Annotated in this window: 15 protein-coding genes; 12 read left to right on the forward strand and 3 right to left on the reverse strand. The window is 65.0% G+C overall.

Annotation, left to right across the window (positions count from 1 at the left end; translation table 11 throughout):
* The first annotated feature begins 101 nt into the window (after window positions 1–101).
* The 11 genes from ACEN9F_RS21195 (at window position 102) to ACEN9F_RS21245 (ending at window position 17897) form a co-directional block, all read left to right on the forward strand.
* The gene (locus tag ACEN9F_RS21195) at window positions 102–1181 is read left to right on the forward strand and encodes a porin (RefSeq protein ID WP_413423026.1); all 1080 of its coding nucleotides are present in this window, start codon (window positions 102–104) and stop codon (window positions 1179–1181) included.
* A 136-nt stretch (window positions 1182–1317) separates the two neighbouring features.
* Window positions 1318–2562 carry an acetylornithine/succinyldiaminopimelate transaminase gene (locus ACEN9F_RS21200; RefSeq protein ID WP_413423028.1) on the forward strand — a complete coding sequence of 415 codons (1245 nt, stop codon included), beginning with the start codon at window positions 1318–1320 and terminating at the stop codon, window positions 2560–2562.
* A 98-nt stretch (window positions 2563–2660) separates the two neighbouring features.
* Window positions 2661–3698, forward strand: coding sequence for an arginine N-succinyltransferase (locus ACEN9F_RS21205; RefSeq protein WP_413423030.1), 1038 nt, complete (start codon window positions 2661–2663; stop codon window positions 3696–3698).
* Window positions 3699–3711: 13 nt separating this feature from the next.
* Window positions 3712–4770 (forward strand): arginine N-succinyltransferase, encoded by a 1059-nt coding sequence (astA, locus tag ACEN9F_RS21210; RefSeq protein ID WP_413423032.1) that lies wholly within the window; start codon window positions 3712–3714, stop codon window positions 4768–4770.
* A complete protein-coding gene (gene astD, locus ACEN9F_RS21215) occupies window positions 4763–6235 on the forward strand; it encodes a succinylglutamate-semialdehyde dehydrogenase (RefSeq protein ID WP_413423034.1) in 1473 nt (490 codons plus the stop codon). Before astA ends, astD begins: the two co-directional genes overlap by 8 nt.
* 11 nt (window positions 6236–6246) lie before the next feature.
* Window positions 6247–7584, forward strand: a complete 1338-nt coding sequence (astB, locus tag ACEN9F_RS21220; RefSeq protein ID WP_413423036.1) for an N-succinylarginine dihydrolase — start codon at window positions 6247–6249, stop codon at window positions 7582–7584.
* Between the two features lie 120 nt (window positions 7585–7704).
* Window positions 7705–12417: an NAD-glutamate dehydrogenase domain-containing protein gene (locus ACEN9F_RS21225; protein WP_413423038.1), complete on the forward strand. Its 4713-nt coding sequence runs from the start codon at window positions 7705–7707 to the stop codon at window positions 12415–12417.
* Between the two features lie 12 nt (window positions 12418–12429).
* The gene (locus ACEN9F_RS21230; RefSeq protein WP_413423040.1) at window positions 12430–13419 is read left to right on the forward strand and encodes a succinylglutamate desuccinylase; all 990 of its coding nucleotides are present in this window, start codon (window positions 12430–12432) and stop codon (window positions 13417–13419) included.
* Window positions 13420–13485: 66 nt separating this feature from the next.
* Complete coding sequence (locus ACEN9F_RS21235; RefSeq protein WP_413423042.1) at window positions 13486–15531, forward strand: DUF4214 domain-containing protein; 2046 nt, start codon at window positions 13486–13488, stop codon at window positions 15529–15531.
* Window positions 15532–15582: 51 nt separating this feature from the next.
* The gene (locus ACEN9F_RS21240) at window positions 15583–16095 is read left to right on the forward strand and encodes a DUF1993 domain-containing protein (protein WP_413423044.1); all 513 of its coding nucleotides are present in this window, start codon (window positions 15583–15585) and stop codon (window positions 16093–16095) included.
* A 338-nt stretch (window positions 16096–16433) separates the two neighbouring features.
* Complete coding sequence (locus ACEN9F_RS21245; protein WP_413423046.1) at window positions 16434–17897, forward strand: APC family permease; 1464 nt, start codon at window positions 16434–16436, stop codon at window positions 17895–17897.
* Window positions 17898–18102: 205 nt separating this feature from the next.
* On the opposite strand, the gene ACEN9F_RS21250 is transcribed toward ACEN9F_RS21245, so the two are convergent.
* Complete coding sequence (locus tag ACEN9F_RS21250; protein WP_413423048.1) at window positions 18103–18357, reverse strand: hypothetical protein; 255 nt, start codon at window positions 18355–18357, stop codon at window positions 18103–18105.
* Window positions 18358–18582: 225 nt separating this feature from the next.
* On the opposite strand from ACEN9F_RS21250, the gene ACEN9F_RS21255 reads away from it, so the two are divergent.
* The gene (locus ACEN9F_RS21255) at window positions 18583–19863 is read left to right on the forward strand and encodes a GGDEF domain-containing protein (RefSeq protein ID WP_413423050.1); all 1281 of its coding nucleotides are present in this window, start codon (window positions 18583–18585) and stop codon (window positions 19861–19863) included.
* On the opposite strand, the gene ACEN9F_RS21260 is transcribed toward ACEN9F_RS21255, so the two are convergent.
* Window positions 19864–20784 (reverse strand): EamA family transporter, encoded by a 921-nt coding sequence (locus ACEN9F_RS21260; protein ID WP_413423052.1) that lies wholly within the window; start codon window positions 20782–20784, stop codon window positions 19864–19866.
* Window positions 20785–20802: 18 nt separating this feature from the next.
* Window positions 20803–22989, reverse strand: coding sequence for an FUSC family membrane protein (locus ACEN9F_RS21265; RefSeq protein ID WP_413427129.1), 2187 nt, complete (start codon window positions 22987–22989; stop codon window positions 20803–20805).
* Between the last annotated feature and the right edge of the window lie 18 nt (window positions 22990–23007).

Genomic DNA, 23007 nt, shown 5'->3' on the forward strand with positions numbered 1-23007 from the left:
GTAACCTTGGAGGTTGCAAAGCGTTTCATCCAAGCATAACTGAGTTTGCAGTCAGAGAATAGTTGCAGCTAGCCGATGACTGCGCCGCCGAGCGGGGACCTATGCGTATCTTCACCGATGGACGATGGCGCCGGGCCGCCTGCCTGGCCGTCGTGGGTGCGGCGCTGTTGCCGCTGCCGGCACAGGCCCAGCTGACCGTGTTCGGCGTGCTCGATACCTTTGCCACCCGCCTGCATGCCGACGGCCTGGAACCGGTGGTCCGCCTCGACGCCAGCGGCCTGTTGGCCAGCCGGATCGGCCTGCGCGGGCGCGAGGAGCTGGGCGGCGGCTGGCGTGGCCAGTTCCTGCTGGAAGCGGGACTGGACGGCGATGTCGGCGGCCAGGCCGACAGCAACCGCCTGTTCAACCGGCAGGCCTGGCTGGGCCTGGCGGGAGCGCCGGGCGAGTTGCGCCTGGGACGGCAGAACACCCCGCAGTTTTACATGAATGGCAAGTTTGACGCCTTCACCAGCGCCACCCAGGCTTCGGGCTGGAACAATCTGTTCGGCGCGCCGCCCCGGATCGACAATGCGATCGGCTATTTCTCCCCCGCCTGGCATGGCTTGACCTTGCAGGCGCTGGTGGCGCGCGGCGCCAGCGGCGGCGCGGCTCCCGCCGCCGAGGTGGCGGCCAACCAGAGCACGCACCTGGCCGCCGAAGCCGTGGGCGAGGGCTGGTACTGGGGCGCCAACTATCAACTGGTGAAGAATGCCGGCCTGCCCTACAGCGCGCGCCGTAGCAGCATGGGCGGTTCGTGGGATGCAGGCCATGGCTGGACCCTGTTTGCCGCGGCCGGACGCGAAACCCGCTCCGACGCCAGCCAGCATAGCGCCGTGTATTCGCTCTCGCTGCGCTACCGGGCCGCCGGACCCCACTCGGTGTCGGTAGGCTGGGCCGGCCTGCGCGACCGCCTGGCCGGCCCCGGCCACGGCGATGCCGACCAGTTGAGCGCGCTGTACCTGTACCTGCTGTCGACCCGCACCACCTTGTATGGCGCGCTGGCCCATCTCAACCAGCAGGGCCGGCGCAACAGTTTCGCGCTGGTGGGCGCGGCGGTGGTGGCGCCCGGCGCCCAAATCCGCTCGCCGCTGCCGGGCGGCGACCTCCGTGGCGTCCAGATGGGTATCCTGCACACCTTCTGATGTTTTCGACAAGCTTACTTTGCGGCTAAAAGTGAAAATCCTTGTCGCCATTAGAAAAGAGTTTTAGCATGCCGCTTTTTATAATGGGTCTACGCGGCGCTGTGCCGCACCGTACCCAACATTGATAGGGAATGCCATGAACGCCAAGCTCGATACGACCGTAACCACCCGTCCTGTGACTCGTCAGACCTTTGATGAAGTCCTGGTGCCTACTTACGCACCTGCGGCCATGGTTCCAGTCCGAGGCGCTGGCCTGGACCTGTGGGACCAGAGTGGCAAGCATTACCTGGACTTCACCTCCGGCATCGCGGTCGCCGCGCTGGGCCATTGCAACCCGATCATCGTCGAGGCGCTGACCCGCCAGGCCAACACCCTGTGGCACCTGGGCAATGGCTACACCAACGAGCCGGTGCTGCGCCTGGGCCTGGCGCTGACCGAAGCGACCTTCGCCGACCGCGCCTTCTTCTGCAACTCCGGCGCCGAAGCCAACGAAGCGGCGCTGAAGCTGGCGCGCAAGTACGCCCACACCAAGTTCGGCGCGCACAAGTCGCGCATCGTGTCGTGCTACCAGTCGTTCCACGGCCGCACGCTGTTCACCGTGTCCGTCGGCGGCCAGTCGAAGTACACCGAAGGCTTCGAGCCGCTGCCGCCGTCGATCGACCACATCACCTATAACGATATTGAGTCCGCGCGCGCCGCCATCGGCGACGACGTCTGCGCCGTGATCGTCGAACCGCTGCAAGGCGAGGGCGGCGTGGTGCCGGGCGACAAGGCCTTCCTGCAAGAGCTGCGCGACCTGTGCGACAAGACCGGCGCCTTGCTGATCTTCGACGAAGTGCAGTGCGGCATGGGCCGCACCGGCGACCTGTTCCACTACATGACCTACGGCATCACCCCGGACGTGCTGACCTCGGCCAAGGCGCTGGGCAACGGCTATCCGATCGGCGCCATGCTGACCACCCACGAACTGGGCGCGACGCTGGGCGTCGGTTCGCACGGCACCACCTACGGCGGCAACCCGCTGGCCACGAGCGTGGCGCTGGCCGTGCTGGACACCATCAACCAGCCGGCCTTCCTGGCCCGCGTGAAGGAAGCCGGCGCCAAGCTGCGTTCGACCATGGAAAAGCTGATCGCCGACTACCCGCAAGTGTTCACGCAAGTGCGCGGCGCCGGCCTGCTGCTGGGCATGGTCGTGACCGACGCCTGGAAAGGCCGTTCGAAGGATATCCAGAAAGCCGCTGAAGCCAACGGCATGATGGTGCTGATCGCCGGCATGGACGTGGTGCGCCTGGCGCCTGCGCTGATCGTGACCGACGCGCAGATCGCCGAAGCCGACCGCATCCTGCGCCTGTCGCTGGACGGCATGATCAAGGCGGCCTAAGAAGCACCCGGCGGCGGATACGATCCGCCGCCTTTCATTTCGGCCCGCGCATATCGAAGCATAGGCGCCGGGCCAGTTCGCATTCTCAAGGAGTTCTCATGTATGTAGTCCGTCCGGTTGAACTTGCGGATATTGCTGCCCTCGAAGCGCTGGCCGCAGTGCCCATGCCGGGAGTGCATACCCTGCCGAAGACGCGCGAGAAGATCCTCGCCATGATCGAGCGTTCGATCGCGTCGTTCGCCGCGCACGTCGATATCCCCAGCGAGGAAGCCTACGTGCTGGTGCTCGAATCGCCGGCCGACAAAACCATCGTCGGCACCGCCGCGATGTTCGCCGCCGCCGGTTCCAACGGCACCTATTTCTCCTTCCGCAACGACGTGATCCAGCAGGTCTCGCGCGACCTGAACATCAGCCACAGCGTGCACGCGCTGACGCTGTGCTCCGAGCTGACCGGCTATTCGCAGCTGTCCAGCTTCTACGTCGGCGAACGCGAACACGGCACGCCGGAAGCGGCGCTGCTGTCGCGCGCGCGCCTGATGTTCGCCGTGCTGGCGCCGCACCGCTTCGCCGACCGCTTCTTCGTACCACTGGCCGGCGTGACCGACGGCGACGGCGGCTCGCCGTTCTGGGACGCGCTGGGCCGCAAGTTCTTCCAGATGGATTTCCTCGACGCCGAGCGCGTCATCGGCGGCGCGCGCAACCGCACGCTGATCGTCGAGCTGATGCCGCACTATCCGGTCTACGTGCCGCTGCTGCCGGGCGACGCGCAGGCGGCGATGGGCCAGATCCATCCATCGGGCGAGCTGGCGTTCAACCTGCTGACGGCCGAAGGCTTCGAAGCCGACGACTACATCGACATCTTCGACGGCGGCCCGATCCTGCAGGCGCACAAGAATTCGCTGCGCACCTTCACCGGCGCGCTGCAGCGCCGCGTGGCGACGTCGGTGGAGCAGCCGGACCGCGGCCGCGAGCCGCAACTGCGCTACGCCGTGTCGTCCGGCTCCGAACACAACTTCCGCGCGGTGATCACGCATTGCCCGTCGCTGGAATCGCAACTCAGCGCGGCGCTGCCTGTCGACGTGCAGGAAGCGCTGCAAGTCGCCGAAGGCGACACCGTCATCTGCGTCAGAATCTAAGAGTGGACAACCTATGCTAGTAGTACGCGCAATCAAAGCCGATGACCTCGACGCCCTCTATGTGATGGCCACGCAGGTCGGCAGCGGCATGACCACCCTCAAGCCGGACATGAAGATGATGGGCGACCGCGTCGCCATCGCCGTCGCCTCGTTCGCCGAAACCATCGCGCCGGAAAAGCGCGACTATATGTTCGTGATGGAGGATACCGACACGGGGCGCCTGGCCGGCGTGTGCGCCATCAAGGGCGCGGTCGGCCTGACGGAGCCGTTCTACAATTACCGCATCGGCACGCTGGTGCACTCCAGCCGCGAGCTCGATGTGTTCACGCGCATGGAAACGCTGTACCTGTCGAACGACCTGACCGGCAGCACCGAACTGTGCTCGCTGTTCCTGCATCCCGACTACCGCACCGGCAACAACGGCAAGCTGTTGTCCAAGAGCCGCTTCCTGTTCATCGCGCAGTTCCCGCACCTGTTCACCGAGAAGCTGATCGCGGAAATGCGCGGCTATCAGGAGGAGGGCGGACGTTCGCCGTTCTATGAAGGCCTGGGCCGCCATTTCTTCAAGATGGATTTCGACCACGTCGACGACCTGACCGCGGTCGGCAAGAAGTCCTTCATCGCCGAGCTGATGCCGCGCCAGCCGCTGTACGTGGCTTACCTGCCGGACGATGCGCAGCAGGTGATCGGCAAGGTCCACACCTCGACCGCGCCGGCGCGCCGCCTGCTGGAGCAGGAAGGCATGTACTTCGAAGGCTATGTCGATATCTTCGACGCCGGCCCGGTGCTGCAAGCCCGCGTGTCCGAACTGCGCGCCATGCGCGACAGCACGCTGGCCGAGATCGGCCCGGCCACCGACTGGGATTCTGCCTGCGCGCCGGAGACGGTGGCCGCCGAGCCGATGCTGGTGTCGAACACCGTGCTGAAAGATTTTCGCATGATCCTGTCGCAGTCGGTGCCGGTCAACGGCACCGTCGCGCTGCCGGAGGCGGAGCAGCAGCTCCTGCGTTGCCACACCGGCGACACCGTGCGCACCTTGACTCTCAATCTGAGGAAGAATCCCCATGTCTAACGTTCACAGTAACTTCATCAACGGCGAATGGCTCGCCGGCAGCGGCGCCGAACTGGTGACCATCGATCCATCGAACGGCAAGCAGACCTGGGCCAGCAAGGAATCGACCGCGCAGGACGTGGGTCGCGCATGCGAAGCCGCGCGCGACGCGTTCGAAGCCTGGGCCTTGATGCCGCTGGCCGACCGTATCGCCGTCTGCACCCGCTTCCGCGACCTGCTGAAGCAGGATGCTGAGGAGCTGGCGCTGCTGATCTCCGAAGAAGTGGGCAAGCCGCTGTGGGAGGCACGCACCGAAGTCACGACCATGGCCAACAAGATCGATATCTCGGTCCAGGCCTACGGCGCGCGCACCGGCGAGACGCAGAACAAAGTGGCCGACGGCGAGGCCGTGCTGCGCCATCGTCCGCATGGCGTGTTCGGCGTGTTTGGCCCGTACAACTTCCCGGGCCACCTGCCGAACGGTCATATCGTGCCGGCGCTGATCGCCGGGAACACCGTGATCTTCAAGCCGAGCGAGTACGCGCCGCGCACCGCCGTCAAGACCGTGCAGCTGTGGGAGAAGGCTGGCCTGCCCAAGGGCGTGATCAACCTGATCAACGGCGGCCGCGACGCGGGCGTCGCGCTGGGCCAGAACGCGCTGCTGGACGGCGTGCTGTTCACCGGCAGCTGCCAGACCGGCTCCGCGCTGCACAAGCAGTTCGGCGGCCAGCCGGGCAAGATGCTGGCGCTGGAGATGGGCGGGAACAATCCGTTGGTGGTGTGGGACGTCAAGGATATCGACGCCGCCGTGTTCATGGCGATTTCGTCGGCCTTCATCTCGGCCGGCCAGCGCTGCACCTGCGCGCGCCGCCTGATCGTGCGCGAAGGCGCCGAGGGCGATGCGATCGTCAAGCGCCTGGTCGATGTGGCCAGCCGCCTGACCATCGGCGCGTCGGCTGCGGAACCCGCGCCGTTCATGGGCCCTGTGGTTTCGTCCGCCGTGGCCAAGCGTCTGGTGCAGGCGCAAGCCGACATGATCGCCAAGGGCGGCAAGAGCCTGCTGGAGATGCGTCACCTGGAGGTCAATAGCGGCTTCGTCTCCGCCGGCATCGTCGATGTCACGAACGCCAAGGGCATCCCGGACGAGGAGTGGTTCGGCCCGTTGCTGCAGGTGATACGCGTCGCCGATTTCGACAGCGCGATCAAGGCCGCCAACGCCACCGAGTTCGGCCTGGCCTCGGCGCTGATCTCCAACGACGAAAACCTGTGGAAGATCTTCCAGGTGCGCGCACGCGCCGGCATCGTCAACTGGAACCGTCCCACCACCGGCGCCGCCAGCAGCGCGCCGTTCGGCGGCGTGGGCAAATCGGGCAACCACCGCCCGAGCGCCTACTACGCTGCGGACTACTGCGCCTACCCGGTCGCATCGATTGAAAACAACGTACTTGAAATGCCTGCGAAGCTTTCGCCGGGCATGCACTTCTAAGGAATAGCTTCATGCGCGCACGCGAATTCAACTTCGACGGCCTGGTCGGCCCATCGCACAACTACGCCGGCCTGTCGTTCGGTAACGTGGCCTCGTTCAGCAACGTCAAGAGCGCGTCCAATCCGAAGCTGGCCGCGCTGCAAGGCCTGGCCAAGATGCGCGCGCTGGCTGCGCGCGGCTTCGGCCAGGCGCTGTTGCCGCCGCAGGATCGTCCGAATTTCCGTCTGCTGCGCAGCATCGGCTTTACCGGCAGCGACGCCGAAGTGCTGGCCAAGGCCGCCAGGGAAGCGCCGGTGATCCTGGCGTGCGCGTATTCGGCTTCGCCGATGTGGACCGCGAACGCGGCGACGGTCAGCCCGTCCGCCGACAGCGCCGACGGCCGCGCGCACTTCACCGCCGCCAACCTGAATAACAAGCTGCACCGCGCTTTCGAGCACGCGCAGTCGGCACGTTCGCTGCGCGCCATCTTCAAGGACGAGAAACACTTCGCCGTGCACGATGCGCTGCCAGGCACGCCGGCGTTCGGCGACGAGGGCGCCGCCAATCACACGCGCTTGTGCAAGGACCATGGCAGCGCCGCCGTCGAGATGTTCGTCTACGGCCGCACCGAGTTCGATGCGTCGGCTTCCGCGCCGAAAAAATACCCGGCCCGCCAGACGCTGGAAGCGTCGCAGGCCGTGGCCCGCCTGCATGGCCTGTCGGCCGAGCGCACCGTCTACATCCAGCAGAATCCGGACGTGATCGACCAGGGTGTGTTCCACAACGACGTCATCGCTGTCGGCAACGGCGATGTGCTGTTCTATCATGAGCAGGCGTTCGCCGACGAAGCGGGCGGCCTCGATCAGCTGCGCCGCGCGATGGGCGGCGTCGGTGCGGAGTTGAATGCGATCCGCGTCGATACGTCGGCGGTGTCGGTGGCCGATGCGGTGGCCAGCTACCTGTTCAACAGCCAGCTGCTGTCCAAGGACAACGGCAAGATGGCGCTCGTGATTCCGCAGGAATGCCAGGAGAACGCCGCGGTGGAGGCTTACCTGCAAGGCCTGGTCGCCAGCGGCGACGCGGTCGACGAACTGATTCACTTCGACCTGCGCCAGTCGATGCGCAACGGTGGCGGCCCCGCGTGCCTGCGCCTGCGCGTGGCGCTGACCGACGCCGAAGCGGCAGCCATGCATCAAGGCGTGGTGATGACCGAGGCGCTGTATCACACGCTGGTGGCGTGGGTGGAAAAACACTACCGCGACCGGCTGGAACCGTCCGACCTGGCCGATCCCGCGCTGGCGATCGAAGTCCACACCGCGCTGGAAGATTTGAGCCGCATTTTGGGCCTGCCCGGCCTGTACGATTTGTAATCCGGATTTTCGCCCCCATCTGGCGATTTGGTGTCTAATAACACTCGACCTCCGCCGCGTAGCCACAAGCCGGCGCGGCGCTGCAACATAAAATACTCATAACGTATTGGAGAAGCAAAGATGAAACAAATGCCACAAGACCTGCGCAAACAGACGCTGGATTTGGTCAACGCAAGCAAGCCCGCCAGCGACGGCACCCAGGTCGCGGCGCTGATCAGCGCCTGGCTCGGTTCCCTGGACGACGAGGACCTGGCGGGCACCTCGCCCGATAGCCTGGCGCCGGTATTGTGGGACGGTTTCACCTTTGCTTCCAAGCGCACCGGCTCCGGCGCGCAGATCGCCAAGCTGCGCTACGCGGACGGCCGCGGCGGCATGGCCACCGCGCTGCTGATCCTGAACGACGACGCGCCTTACCTGGTCGACTCCATCGTCATGGCCATGCGCAAGCTGCACGTTTCCGCCAACGGCGTATTGAACTCGGTGCTGCCGGTCGCGCGCAATGCGGACGGCGTGGTCACCGCGGTCGGCAACGCCGGCGACAAGCTCGAATCCTACGTCCTGTGCCTGCTGTCCGAAGACTTGCAGGACTCCGAGCTGGGCATGCTGGTTGAGCGTATCGAGATGGTCTCGCGCGACGCCGCCGTGGTCCGCCGCGACAAGGCAGCGATGCAGGCGCACTTCAGCCGCATCGGCGCCGAAGCCGCCACGCATGGCGAAGAAGGCAAGGAAGTCGCCGCTTTCCTGGAATGGGCCAAGACCGAAGGCTTCGAGCCGTTCGGCTACGCCTACTATCAAGTCAAGCCGGGCGTGCGCGAGCTGGAACGCGACATCCCTAGCCGCATCGGCGTGCTGCAGGATACCTCGCACCCGGTCTACGGCACCTGCCTGGCCAACATCCCCGGCGATTTCGACACGCTGTCCAAACGCGCCCACACGCTGTCCATTGTCAAGGCCGACGTCGAAGGCACCTTGCACCGCGACCAGCAGCTGGACTTTGTCGGCGTGCGCCACACCGACGCGCAAGGCGCGATCCTCGGCGAATACTGCTTTGTCGGCCTGTTCACCCGGGCCGCCACCGCCACGCCGCTGAACCGCCTGCCGTTCGCGCGCGGCCGCGTCGCCAAGGTGCTGAGCATCGCCGGCGTGCGCCAGGAAGGTTTCCGTGCCGAGAAATTCATCGAGATCCTGGAGTCGCTGCCGCGCACCGAAGCGCTGGAAGCGGAACCTGAATGGCTGGCCGAAGTCTGCGGCGCCGTCGTGTCGCTCTACAAGCAGCCGCGCACCAAGGTGTTCGCCCGCCGCGACGTTTATGCGCGCCACCTGAACGTGTTGGTTTATCTGTCGCGCGAACGTTACAGCGCAAGCGTCGCCTCCGCGCTGGCCAAGACGCTGCAAGCCAGCTCCGGCGCGCAGCACGTCAGTTCGCAAACGCTGGTGGCCGACGGCCCGCTGGCCCGCGTCTACCTGATCGCCCACGGCGCGCGCTATCCGCTGGACCTGGAAACCGACATCCAGCAACCACTGACCTCCGTACTGGACGGCTGGCACACGCAATTCTCCGAACTGGCCGACGCCGTGCCGAACGTGCCGGTGCGCGCGCATCTGCGCCGCATGTGCGCCACGCTGCCGACCGACTATGTCGCCTCGACCGCGCCGCAGGCCGCCTTCCACGACCTGCAGGCGATCCTGGCCAACACCGATCCATCGCGCGTGGACGTGCGTGTGGAAACCGTGGCCGACGCCACCACGATCCGCTTGTATTCCGTCGACCGCGTGCCGTCGCTGTCGACCATCCTGCCGGCGCTGCACAACGCCGGTGTTTCCATCGACCGCGAGCAGGCGCACTCGATCCGCATGGACGGCCAGCGTCACTTTGTCACCAGCCTGTCGGTGGACACCGCCAGCGGCGCCAACCTGGCCAAGCCGGAAATCGTGCCGGTCGCGCAGGAACTGTTTGCCGCGCTGTTCAACAACGAAGCCGAAGACGGCCGCCTGAACGGCCTGGTCATCGAGGGCGGCCTGAGCGTGCGCGAAGTGCAGCTGGTACGCGCCTACATGAGCTACTGGCGCCAGACCGGCACCCGCTTCTCGGTGCGCTACATCGCCGAGACGCTGCGCAAGCAGCCGGTGATCGTCAAGGAGCTGGTGGACGCGTTCCTGCAGCGCTTCAACCCTGCGCTGGACGACGCCACCCGCGCCGCCGCGCTGGATACGCTGGCCGGCATCAAGAACCGCCTGCCGGAAATCAATCACGCCGACAGTGAAGAAGTGCTGGGCGCGATGATCGACCTGATCGCCGCAACGCTGCGCACCAACTACTTCCAGAACGACCAGAAGGGCGACAAGATCATCTTCAAGTTCGACACCAGCAATCTGTCGCTGGTGCCGGAGCCGCGTCCGTTCCGCGAGATCTTCGTGTTCTCGCGCCGCTTCGAGGGCGTGCACCTGCGCGGCGGCCCGGTCGCCCGTGGCGGCCTGCGCTGGTCGGACCGCATGGAAGACTACCGCACCGAAGTCCTCGGCCTGGTGAAGGCGCAAATGGTGAAAAACGCCGTCATCGTGCCGGCCGGCGCCAAGGGCGGCTTCGTTTGCAAGCAGATGCCGAAGGACGCCGTGCGCGAAACCATCGCTGCCGAAGGCGAAGCAGTCTACCGCCTGTTCATCGCCAGCCTGCTGGAACTGACCGACAACCGCGTGCTGGGCAAGATCGTTTCGCCGGCGGACACCATCTGCTACGACGGCAGCGACCCGTACCTGGTGGTGGCCGCCGACAAGGGCACCGCGACCTTCTCCGACATCGCCAACGGCATCGCCGTGCAGCGCGGCTTCTGGCTGGGCGACGCGTTCGCATCGGGCGGCTCGAACGGCTACGACCACAAGAAGATGGGCATCACCGCCAAGGGCGCGTTCGAGGCCGTCAAGCGCCACTTCTACGAAATGGACCACGATATCCACGCCACGCCGGTGACCATGGTGGGCGTGGGCGATATGTCGGGCGACGTGTTCGGCAACGGCGCGCTGCTGTCGCGCAAACTGAAGATCGTCGCGGCCTTCGATCACCGCCATATCTTCCTCGATCCGAATCCGGACATGGAAAAATCCTTCGTTGAACGCGAGCGCATGTTCGCGCTGCCGCGCTCCTCGTGGGACGACTACAACAAGGAACTGATCTCGGCCGGCGGCGGCGTGTATCCGCGTACCGCACGCAGCATCGAACTGTCGCCGCAGATCCGCGCCGCGCTGGACATCGAGGAAACCTCGCTGCCGCCGGAGGAACTGATGCACCGCATCCTGCTGGCGCCGGTGGACCTGTTCTACAACGGCGGTATCGGCACCTACATCAAGGCCTCGACCGAATCGCACGCGCAGGTCAAGGACCGCGCCAACGACAACATCCGCGTCGACGGCAACCAGTTGCGCTGCAAGGTCGTGGCGGAAGGCGGCAACCTGGGCGCGACCCAGGCCGGCCGTATCGAGTTCGCGCTGTCGGGCGGCCGCATCTTCACCGATGCGATCGACAACTCGGCCGGCGTGGATTGCTCCGACCATGAAGTGAATGCGAAGATGTGGCTGGACGTGGAAATGAACGCCGGCCAGCTGAGCGAAGCGGACCGCAACCGCGTGCTGAACGAAATGACCGCCGACATCGAACGCCTGGTCCTGCGCGACAACACGCTGCAAACGCAGCTGCTGGTGCGCGAAGCGCAGGCGCAGACCGACGCCGCCGTGCAAGACGGCTACGCCTCGCTGATCGCCTTCCTGGAAGAAGAGGGTGCGCTGTCGCGCGAACTGGAGCAGCTGCCGTCGGTGGCCGAGCTGGCGCGCCGCAAGGCCGACGGCCGCGCCCTGACCACGCCGGAACTGGCGGTGGTCATCGCCAACGTCAAGAACCGCTACAAGCGCATCCTGTCGGCGCTGCCACTGACGGAGAACAGCTGGGCCGAGTCGGTGCTGAAGCCGTACTTCCCGGACCTGCTGGTGGCGACCCGTCCCGCGCTGGCGCACCCGCTGGCCAACGCCATCCTGGCGACCGTGCTGGCCAATGAATCGGTCAACCGCTGCGGTCCGTTGATGCTGCGCCAGCTGGCCGGCGAACATGGCGTCGATGAATCGGATGTGATCCTGGCGTGGGGCCAGGCCTGGTCGGCGCTGAACCTGGCGCCGATCTTCACCGCGCTGGATGCCGATGCATTGAAAGTGCCGCGCGCCGTATCGATCAAGGTCGACGGCCGCACCCGCGTGCTGCAGAAGGCGGTCATCGAAGGCGCGCTGTCGGTGCCTGCCGAGCAGCTGAACAACGGCGTGGGCGAGTTGACCCGCCTGTTCGCCAAGCCGGAGACGCTGGCGCAACTGACGCCGGCCGACGGCCAGTCGGATGCGGACATCACCGCCGGCCTGCGCGCTGCATTCGGCCAGGCGTGGAAAGCGGTCGACGCGATCGAATCGGTGGCGGCGTTTGTGTTTGCCGCCTTGTCGGTATCGCGTCCTCAAGGCATGGATTTGCCGGCCTTCCTGCAAGTCGGCCTGGCGCTGCGCGCGCAAGTCGGCATCGATACGCTGGAGCGCGGCCTGAAACTGCCGGCCACCAGCCGTTCGCAGGAGCAGTTGCGCAGCTACGCGCAGAACGCGCTGCGCCGCACGCAGCAACGCCTGCTGTCGCAGGTGCTGCAGCATGCGACCGGCGGCCATACGGCGGCGGAAGCGGTGGAAGTCGTCGCCAACACGCTGGGCCTGTCGGGCTATGCGGCGGCGACGGACCTGGAGCAGGCGATGCTGGATGTCTGGGCCTTGTCCGAGGCGACCAGCGCCGGCACCGCGCCGCTGGCGGCTTGACGGGATGATCCTGTGAGCCAGTTGCCTGCAGCTTTGCCGGAAGAGGTACGCGCACTCGCCGAAGCGGATTTCAGCGCCGTCGCGGCGCGCTTTACGGCGGCCGGTTTTGCGGTGACGCAGCCGGCCGACGGTATTCTCACCATCAAGGCTGCGGGCGATCGTTCCAGCGTGCTGATTTCGGTCGGCGTGCATGGCGACGAGACGGGACCGATCGAGATGGTCGCGTACCTGCTGGACGCCTTGTCGCGCCAGGCGTCCGCGCTGGCGGTCAACCTGATGCTTTGCGTCGGCAATATCGGCGCGATCCGCGCCGGCAAGCGCTTCATCGATGCGGACCTGAACCGCATGTTCCGCGTTGAGCGGGGCACGCTGGCCGGCGCCGCCGAGGCGGCGCGCGCCGATGCGATGATCGCGGCGACCGCCGCCTTCTTCGCGGACGCGGGGCCGGTGCGCTGGCATCTGGACCTGCATACGGCGATCCGGCCGTCCGTGTATCCGATGTTTGCCATCGTCCCCGAGATCATCGCCGACGCGCCGCGCCGGACGCTGATCGAGTGGCTCGGCTTGGCCGGCATCGGCGCGGTGATCATGAATCCGGCGTCGGTCGGCACCTACAGCTACTACTCCGCCGAACATCACGCCGCCGCCGGCACCACGGTGGAGCTGGGCCGCATCGGCACGCTGGGCCAGAACGACCTGTCGCAATTTGCCGACGCGTCGCTGGCGCTGGACGATCTGCTGCGCGGCGCGCCCAGGCGCGAAGCGATGCAATCGCCGCACGTCTTCAGCACCGCGCGCCAGATCATCAAGTTGAGCGACCAGTTCCAGATGGCCTTCGGCAAGGACACGCACAACTTCACCGCCCTCAAGCAGGGCGAGGAAATCGCCCGCGACGGCGACACCATCTATACAGTCCAGCATCCCGAGGAGCTGGTGGTGTTTCCCAATCCCGACGTCCGCGTCGGCCTGCGCGCCGGCCTGATGGTCGTCCGCATCGGCTAGGCTTGTAAAATTGGCAAACACAAGGTAGGCTTGCGCCGTTAATTTTTTTCGATACGCAGACCGACCATGGCCACCACGAACGACGACTTCCCAAACAACTCCACGACCACCGGCACGCTGGTGGTCGACGGTGGCTATGTGCCGGGACGGATAGACACTTTCGGCGATCATGACTGGCTCAAGGTCACCCTGATCACCGGGCAAACATACAGCTTCTACCTGAACAGCGGCGACAGGGGCCCGGATGATTTGTCTACGCAGTCGGGCAACGCATCGCTGGTCCTGTATGACTATGCCGGCAACGCGGTCGCCTCCAACGTCGGCGCGCACTCGGTGTTTACGCACACGCGGTATTTCAACTTCACCGCGCCATCGGCCGGCGATTACTACCTGGACGTCAGCGACGTCATGGGCGCCAATGTCGGAAATTATGCGGTGAAGGCGGTTCACGGCATGACCGACGACTATCCCAACACGGTCGCCACCAGCGGCAAGATCGCGGTCAACGGCCAGGCCACCGGTACGCTGCAAACAGGGCTTGATATCGACTGGTTCAAGACCACGCTGCAGAAAGGGCACAGCTACATCATCGAATTGCTGGGCAAGGAGGGCGGCGGCGGCACACTGGGGCCGAACGACGCGCTCTACTTGCAGCTGTTCTCGCCGGCGCAGGCCGATCTTGGCAGCATCGGCAGCGTGGGCAGCCCCCAAGGCAATCCGACCCTGTACGTTACCGCCGCGGCCAGCGGCGACTATATCGTGGATGTGGAAAGCATGGACTGGCTCCATGATCAAGGCGGCAGCTATACGGTCAGGGTGACCGAGGTGCCGGTCGACGATTATGCCGGCGACCTGAATGAACAGGCGGCCAGGCTGGCGGTCGGCGCCACGCTGAAGGGGACGCTTGGCCATCCAGGCGACGTCGACGCCTTCAGGATGGAGGTGCAGGCGGGGCAGCAGTACCTGATCTCGCTGAAGGATGCCGGCCATGCCTTCATGACCGTGTACGACAGCGACTACCATGGCCAGAGCACCTCGGTGCGGTCCGCCGACGACACGGGGCAGGTGATCTACACCGCGCAGAAATCCGGCACGCTTTTCGTGCAGCTCGCCAGCACCGACGGCTCGACCGGGAAATACAGCCTGTCGGCGCAGACGATCGAGCCGGAGACGACGGCGCCGAAACTGGTCTCCGTCAAGATTGCGACGGAAGGCGGCTTCTGGCAGCCGGGCAGCGACATCGTCATCTCCTTCAATGAAGCCATCAGGGCCGAGATCGGCGGCATGATACTCTACGACGGCACCCACTTCCGCAGCTACGGTCCGGGCTACACGAATCTCTCGGTGGACGGCAATGTCCTGACCTGGCACATGCCGGATACGCTGGATCCCGATTCCGATTTCACGCTGGAGATTCCCGAAGGGCTGGTGAAGGACCTGGCCGGCAATCCGCTGGCCGCCTCGGGCAGCTTCGAGCTGAAAACCCGCAGCGCCGACCTGCAGTTGGGCGGCACGGCCGGCGCCGACAAGTTCACCGCCAATAGCAGCGGCTACGACACCTTCGACGGCCAGGGCGGCGTCGACACGGTGAGCTACGCCGGCAAGCGCGCCGATTTCACGCTAAGCCACAGCGGCACGACCTTTACCGTCAAGGACAACAGCGGCGTGCTGGGCAGCGACAAGCTGGTCAACGTCGAACGCCTGGTCTTCAGCGACGCGACCATGGCGCTGGATGTCGACGGCGTCGCCGGCCAGGCTTACCGCCTGTACCAGGCCGCGTTCGACCGCGCCCCGGACCAGGGCGGACTGGGCTTCTGGATCTCGCACATGGATACGGACACGACCCTGAACCAGGCCGCGGCGTTCTTCCTGAACAGCCCGGAGTTCGTCGCCAAGTATGGCGTCACGACCGACCAGGAGTTCGTGACCAAGTTGTACGCCAACGTGCTGCATCGCGCGCCGGATGCCGACGGCATGAAGTTCTGGACCGGGCACCTGGCCAGCGACACCACGCGCGCGGCGGCGCTGGCCTACTTCTCCGAAAGCCCGGAGAACCACGCTGCGCTGGCGACCATCATCGGCAACGGTTTCGAGTATCAGCCGATGGCTTGATCGCGCTTGCGCTACACTCGCAGTTCTGTTCCTAACCGTTTGGAGTTTGCGATGTCGCTATCGATGCATCAGGTTTCGGTGCCCGTGTTTGTGCGCGGGTTGAATGTGCTGGCGGATTTGCTGAAGAAGGCGGAGGCCTATGTCGAGCAGCATGGCTCGGTGCCGGATGCCATGATCTCGGCGCGGCTGGCCGACGATATGCTGCCGCTGTCGGCGCAGGTGCAGCGCGCCAGCGATACGTCGAAGATGTCGGTGGAGCGCCTCAGCGGCGTGCCGGCGCCCAGGTTCGAAGATAACGAGACGTCCTTCGATCAGCTGCAGGAACGCATCGCCAATACCATCGCCTATCTCAACAGCGTCGACGCCGCGCGGTTCGACGGCAGCGAGGCGCGCGCGATCCAACTTAATTTTGGTTCGTTCGCGCCCGAGTTCAAGGGCGACGAATATCTGCTGACCTTCGCGCTGCCGAACTTCTACTTTCACATCGTCACCGCCCACGACATCCTGCGCAATCAGGGCGTGCCGGTCGGCAAGCGCGACTATCTCGGGCCGTTCGCCGCTTAAGCGCGCACCATCAGGGCGGTGATGGTTGCCGCCAGGCCGATCAGGATCACAGCGGCGCCCGCCACTGCGGGATGAAAACGGCGGGATACGGTGGGGATTTTTTTGATCGGCATGGCGGGCTCCTTCTTGGCTGTAAGTAACACTTGCCTCAAGAGTATCTTGTTGGGTCTTTGCCATCTATACACGCCGCTGTATCAAAAGTAAGCAACTGTAACGCAGCCCTTACGGGGCTTGGCTTCCGAGTTGTTTTTCTGGCACAAAATTACTTTATGGCGATGGGCTGGAAAGCCCTATAATCCCTGTGTTTTTGCCCGAACAATTTCCCACAAGGATAGCCTGTGAACCAAACGCTGGTCCAGAAACTGACCCGTACCAAGCCGGTCGTTAATACAGTAGAACAAGCTCCCAGCAGCAATGGCCTGCACCGCTCGATAGGCCTGTTTCCCCTGACCATGATAGGCGTCGGCGCCACGATCGGCACCGGCATCTTTTTCACGATGGTTGAAGCCGTGCCAAAAGCCGGTCCATCCGTGATCCTGTCGTTCCTGATCGCCGCCATCACCGCCGGCCTGACCGCGCTGTGCTACGCCGAGCTGTCGTTCCGCATTCCGGCGTCCGGCTCCTCGTATTCGTTCGCGTACGCGACCGTCGGCGAATTCCTGGCCTTCATCATGGCCGCCTGCCTGCTGCTGGAATACGGCCTGGCCGCCAGCGCGACAGCGATCGGCTGGTCCGACTACCTGAACAACTTCCTCAACAACGCCTTCGGCTGGCACATCCCCGAGATGCTGCGCTCGCCGATGATCGTGTCGACCGCGCACGGCATCGAGATCCGCGGCGGCCACGTCAACCTGCCGCCCATCCTGCTGGTGTGCCTGTGCTGCCTGCTGCTGATCCGCGGCACCAAGGAATCGGCCACCACCAACGCCGTCATGGTGCTGATCAAGCTGGCGATCCTGATCTTCTTCGTGGTGATCGCCTTCTCCGGCTTCGACATCAACAACTTCCATCCGTTCTTCAGCCCGGACAACGGCGCGCACATCACCGGCATGGCCGGCGTGACGGCGGCGGCGGCGACCGTGTTCTTCTCCTTCATCGGCCTGGACACCGTGGCCACCGCCGGCGAAGAAGTCCGCAACCCGACCCGCAACGTGCCGATCGGCATTCTTGCCGCGCTGGGTATCGTGACGCTGTTCTACATGCTGGTGGCGGTGGCCGCGATGGGCGCGCAGCCGGCGTCCAAGTTCGCCGGGCAGGAAGCCGGCCTGGCCGTGATCCTGCAAAACGTCACCGGCAAGACCTGGCCCGCGCTGGTGCTGGCGGCGGGCGCGGTGATTTCGGTGTTCAGCGTGACGCTGGTGACGATCTACGGCCAGACCCGCATCCTGTACGCGATCTCGAAAGACGGCCTGATCTCGCCGGCGTTCCGTAAAGTGAACGCGCGTACCGCCTCGCCGGTGCAGAACACGCTGATCGTGTCGATCGTGGTCGGCCTGGTCGCCGGCTTCGTGGACGCGACCTTCCTGTGGGATATGGTCAGCATGGGTACGCTGACGGCGTTCATCGTGGTGTCGCTGGCGGTGCCGGTGATGCGCCACAAGGAAGGCGCTTCCGGTGTCAAAGGTTTCCGCGTGCCGTTCGGTCCCTACTTCGTGCCGGGCCTGAGTATCGGCGCCTGCCTGTATTTGATGTTTGGCCTGTCGATGACGACCTACACCATCTTCATCATCTGGATGAGCGCCGCGATCCTGACTTACTTCCTGTACGGCATGCGCAATTCGCGGCTGAACCAGGCGCAGTAAGCAGTTTCGGAGGTAAAAAAAGCCCCGGCCGCTTGCGCGCGCCGGGGCTTTTTTGCCATTTTGCTCTGTGACTGTGCAGCTTATGCTTCGTCTTTTTCAGGCTTGGCGCCCAGGTACAGACGCAGGACGAGGCCGGACAGGGCGATGGCGGCAGGCAGGTTTTCGATGATGGTCAGCATGGTGATCTCCAGTAAGTGAAATTCAATTAACCGCGGGATGCGAAGAAGCGCAATTCGGCGGACAGACTAGGCGAGTGGCGCTCGCAGTCATTTGCCAGGCGATTCAGCCACCAGATGGTTTCTTCTTTGTTGCGCTGCGATACAACTGGCTCGGCGGCAACAGCCGTTTGTGGCTTGACGGCGAACAGTGCGGCGACCAGCTGGCGGACAGCGGTGGCAACATTGCTTGCGTAGCTAGGGGTAGCGAAGTCGTTGTAGGTCAGGTTGTTCGTTGCGCTCATCAGAAGCTCCATAAATGTTTGTTTGTTGCGTTGCAGTATGCGCGGATTTCAGTAATAAGAAAACTTTTGATTTATGATACGTGCCATAAGTTTTTTATATAACTGAGTGTTTCCCCTATGAAGTCGCAGTTCTTTAAGGCAACTATTTGGGCCGGATATTTTTTACCGGATAGCATCATTCAGGTATGATCGCTGTCCATTTAGCAATGATTTAATGGAGTCCGGATGTCCCTGCGCACGAAATTCATGCTGGCTTTGCTGTTGACCGGATTGGCTGCGGTGGCCATGGTGGGCGGGCTGGCCTACGCCGGCATGACCAAGAAGGTCGACACCATCCGGCGCGAGATGGCGGCCGAGCATTTCCACAGCGCCGTCACCGATTACCTGCAAAAGTACGGCAACTGGCGCGCCGGGCAGGACGCGGAGCCGTTCGATCAATTCATGAGCGCCCGCAGGGGCAACGACCGTCCGCCGCCGCCACCGCGAGGCGAGGGCCATCGCCCACCGCCGCCGGGACCGGGTCCGGGCGGCGAGCCGCCGTTCCGCTTCATCCTGGCCGACCAGAACTACCGTGTGCTGCTGGGCGCCGGCGTCTATCGTCACGACGAGGTGCTGCCGGAGGCCGCGCGCAAGGAAGCGCGCCCGGTGACGGTCGGCGGCCGCATCGTCGCCTATGTCTCTCCCGAGGGCGTGCTCACGCCGAGCAAGCAGGAGCAGCAATACCTGGACGCGATGCGCGATGCGCTGCTGGCCGGCGTGACCGGCGCGGCGGTGGTCGCGCTGGCACTGGGCTTTCTATTGAGCCGAGGCTTGAGCCGCACATTGAGCCACCTGACCAGCGCGGTGCGCGCCATGCACGGCGGCTCGCTGCTGCAGCGCGTGCCGGTCGAGGGCAAGGACGAAGTGGCGGCGCTGGCCATCGCCTTCAACGACATGAGCGAGAAGCTGGCGCGCAGCCACGAGGAATTGAACGAATCGCACCAGACCATCCTGGCGCAGGCCGAGCAGATGCGGGAGCTGAGCGTGCGCGATGCGCTGACCAAGCTGCACAACCGCCGCCACTTCGACGAGCAGGCCAGCACGCTGTTCAGCCATGCGGTGCGCCACAAGCGGCCCTTCAGCGTGGTGATCGGCGATATCGATTTCTTCAAGCGCATCAACGACCAGTTCTCGCACGCCACCGGCGACCTGGTGCTGCGCCAGGTCGGCGAGATCCTGCGCAGCCATATGCGCTTGAGCGACCTGGTGGCGCGCTACGGCGGCGAGGAGTTCGTCATCGCCTTCCCCGAGACCGAGCTGCCGCAAGCGGCCGCGCTGTGCGACAAGCTGCGGGCGATGATCGAGGGCTTCCCCTGGCACCAGTTGCATCCCGACCTGAAGGTGACGATGAGCATGGGCGTGTACGCCGATCTCGCCGCCGGCACGGCCGAGGCGATGCTGCAGAAGGCCGATGCGATGCTGTACCGCGCCAAACAGACAGGCCGCAACCGCGTCTGCTTCGTCTGATTACTTGCGGTCCAGCCAGCGGCCGCCGAACATGGTGCACATCAGCGAGAGCACGATCAGCGCGATGCCGGCCCACTGCCAGCCGGTGATGGTGTCGCCCAGTACCAGCATGCCGGCGCTGATGCCGACCACCGGCACGCCGAGGCTGAACGGCGCGACGCGGTTGACCGGGTGGCGCTTCAACAGCCGCGTCCACATGGCGTAGCCGAGGATGGTGGCCATCCAGCCCAGGTAGGCGACGGCGACCCAGGTGGTGAAGGGTGCGGCGGTCCATTGCCAGCGCGTGGACGGATCGTCGAACGCCAGCGACAGCAGGATGAACGGGATGACGGGCACCAGGCTGCACCACACCATGAAGCTGATCACGTCGAATTGCGGCGTGGCCTGCTGCGCGCGGCGCACCACGATATTCGACGCGGCCCACATGGCGGCGCCGGCGAGGCACAGCACAAAGCCGCCGGCCGTGGTGCCGCCCGCGTGGCCGGGCTCCACATAGTTCATGCCGAAGCAGACCAGGCCGGCGGCGGCCAGCAGCAAGCCCGCCTGCAAGGCGCGGCTGGCGCGTTCGTGCAGCAGCACGAAGCCGAAGAAGGCGGTGAAGAAAACCTGCGTCTGCAGGATCACCGAGGCCAGCGAGGCAGACATGCCGACCTTCAGCGACAGGAACAGCAATCCGAACTGGCCGACGCCCTGGCACAGGCCGTAGGCGACCAGCCATTTGAGCGGCAGCTTGGGCGGGCGGATGAAGATAATCAGCGGCAGCACGGCGAACACGTAGCGCGCGGCGCCCATCTGGAACGGCGTCAGGTTGCGCAGGCCGACTTTCATCGCGACGAAGTTGGTGCCCCAGATCACGACGACGAACAGGGCGGAGACCAGGTCGCGTGTGGTGAAGCCGGCGGGAGAGGTGTTTGCGCTCATGCCGGCTATGGTATCAGGCTATGCGACGTCGCGGACGATGGCCTCGCTGTGGACGATGATCTTGACGGCGTCCGCCTGCAGCAGGCGGATGCGGCGCTGGACCAGCGGCCAGCCGGACCACGGCACGCTGGCGGCATCGGCTGCCGCAGCGGCGGCCTGCGGGGCCGTAGCCGTAGCCGCGGCCAGCGTGCCGGCACCAGTCTGGCGCGCCAGCGCGGCCTGGGGCGCCAGCGCCTGCGTCAGGATGCCGACCACCTGGTCGTGGCTCTCGCCCAGCATGGCGTTGACCGGACCGGCCGGCAACTCCTTCGCATGGCGGCGCAGGATTGCGCGCAGGGCCGCCACGTGGGCCACCAGCAGGTAGTTCTGCACGATGAACAGGTTGATGTCCTCCACCGCGCGCTGCTTGCGGGCCGGTTCGTCCAGCATGCGCACCAGCGCGGAACTGAGCGAGGCCAGGCTGTCCATCAGGCGCTTGCGTTCGATGCGGTAGGCGAAATCGTCCTTGCCTTTGCCTTGCAGCAGATCGAAGCTGGCCTGCATGTAGCGCAGGTTCACGTCCAGCACTTCGCGTATCAGGCGCGGCAAGGTCTGGTACTCCCAGCTGGCCAGCACGAAGCTGAACGCGGTCGCCACGGCCGCGCCGATGAAGGTATCGATCAGGCGCTCCATGATCAGGTCCTGGTTGCCCGGCGCGATCAGGTGCATCTGCAGCAGGATCATGATGCTGACCGCGATCGCCGCGTAGCGGTAGCGCAGGTAGATGAAGGTCGGCGTGGCCACCGTCGACAAGATCAGGAAGCCCAGTATCACCGCCGGGTAGTTGAGGAACTTGATGATCAGCGCCGTGATCACGCAGCCGATGATGGTGCCGATGATGCGGTCGCTGCGGCGCTGCTTGGTCATGCTGAAGCTGGGCTTGAGGATGATCACGATGGTCAGCACGATCCAGTAGCTGTGCGCCGCATACGGCAGCCAGGCCGCCACCGCCAGGCCGACCGAGATCGCCATCGCCACCCGCAGCGAGAAGCGGAAGATCGGCGAATCCATGCGCAGGTGCGACAGGATCATGCGCAGCTCGTACTTCTGCTGCGACAGGAAGGGACCCATGTCGGCGTCGATCCAGAACGGCGTGGTGTCGTAGGCCTTCTGGCTGGCCTGGTGCAGCTCGCCGATCATCTTGATGATGGCGCGGATCTTGTTGCGCTGCGCGCGCAGCACGGCCAGCGCTTCCTGTTGCGGCTTGCCTTCGGCGATGCGCAGCTGGATCGCGGCCAGCTCCGCCTCGATGGCGTCCAGTTCCGGCTCGTAGGTGATCTCGGCGTAGGAGGCCTTCTTGCGCGTGACGTCGTAGGCCACCGATTCGATATCGCGCGCGGCCTTGTAGGCCAGGTCGTGCAGCGTTTTCAGCACCGGCGAATCGGCCAGGTGCATGCGCAGCTGCGCGTAGTCGGTGTGGGTCGAGAGGATCAGTTCATACAGGTCCAGCATGCAGACGTGGACCTGCACCACGATCGCGTCCTTGCTGTTCTGGTGCGCGCGCAGGATCAGGTCGCGCGAGGCCTGCTGGCGGTCGGCCAGCAGGCTTTGATGGCGTATCAGCTTGTTGAATTGTTCGCTCAGGTTGTAGCGCGTGTCGTAGAAGTCGGCCTTGATGTCGATGTAGGCGGCCAGCTCGAACAGGGCCTCCGCCAGCACCTGCTGCTTGATGCGGTGGCGCAGTATCCACGAGATCCCCATCGCGTAGGCCAGGTAGGCCACGGCGCCCAGCGTGAACAGGCCGGTGTGGATGAAGGACTCGCGCACCGACATATCGTGTTCCATCGACATGGTCATGATGAACAGCGTGGCCAGTTGCAGCGGCATCGACTTCTTGCCGTAGACGACCATCATGCAGGCCAGGAAGCTGATCACCACCAGCATCGTCATCAGCAGCCAATGCAGCTGCGCGGACAAGCTGATGAGCAGCGTGACGGCGCTGCACAGCAGTACCGAGGCGCTCATCTCGTTGAACTTGTGGCGCAGTGGGCTGGGCATGTCCATCAGCGCGGTGCAGAGCGCGCCGATGCAGACCGTCATGGCGGTGGCCATGCCGGAGAATTGCAGCGTGATGACGGTGACGCCGACCAGGCCCGCGGCAAAGCGCAGGCCAAGGTAGAAGTAGTGGCTGTAAAAGAAGGTTCGCGGATTGAGCGCGTAGTGCATGGCTGTGACCTTGTGGGC

The sequence above is a fragment of the Duganella sp. CT11-25 genome (assembly GCF_047302815.1).
Lineage (GTDB): Bacteria > Pseudomonadota > Gammaproteobacteria > Burkholderiales > Burkholderiaceae_D > Rugamonas.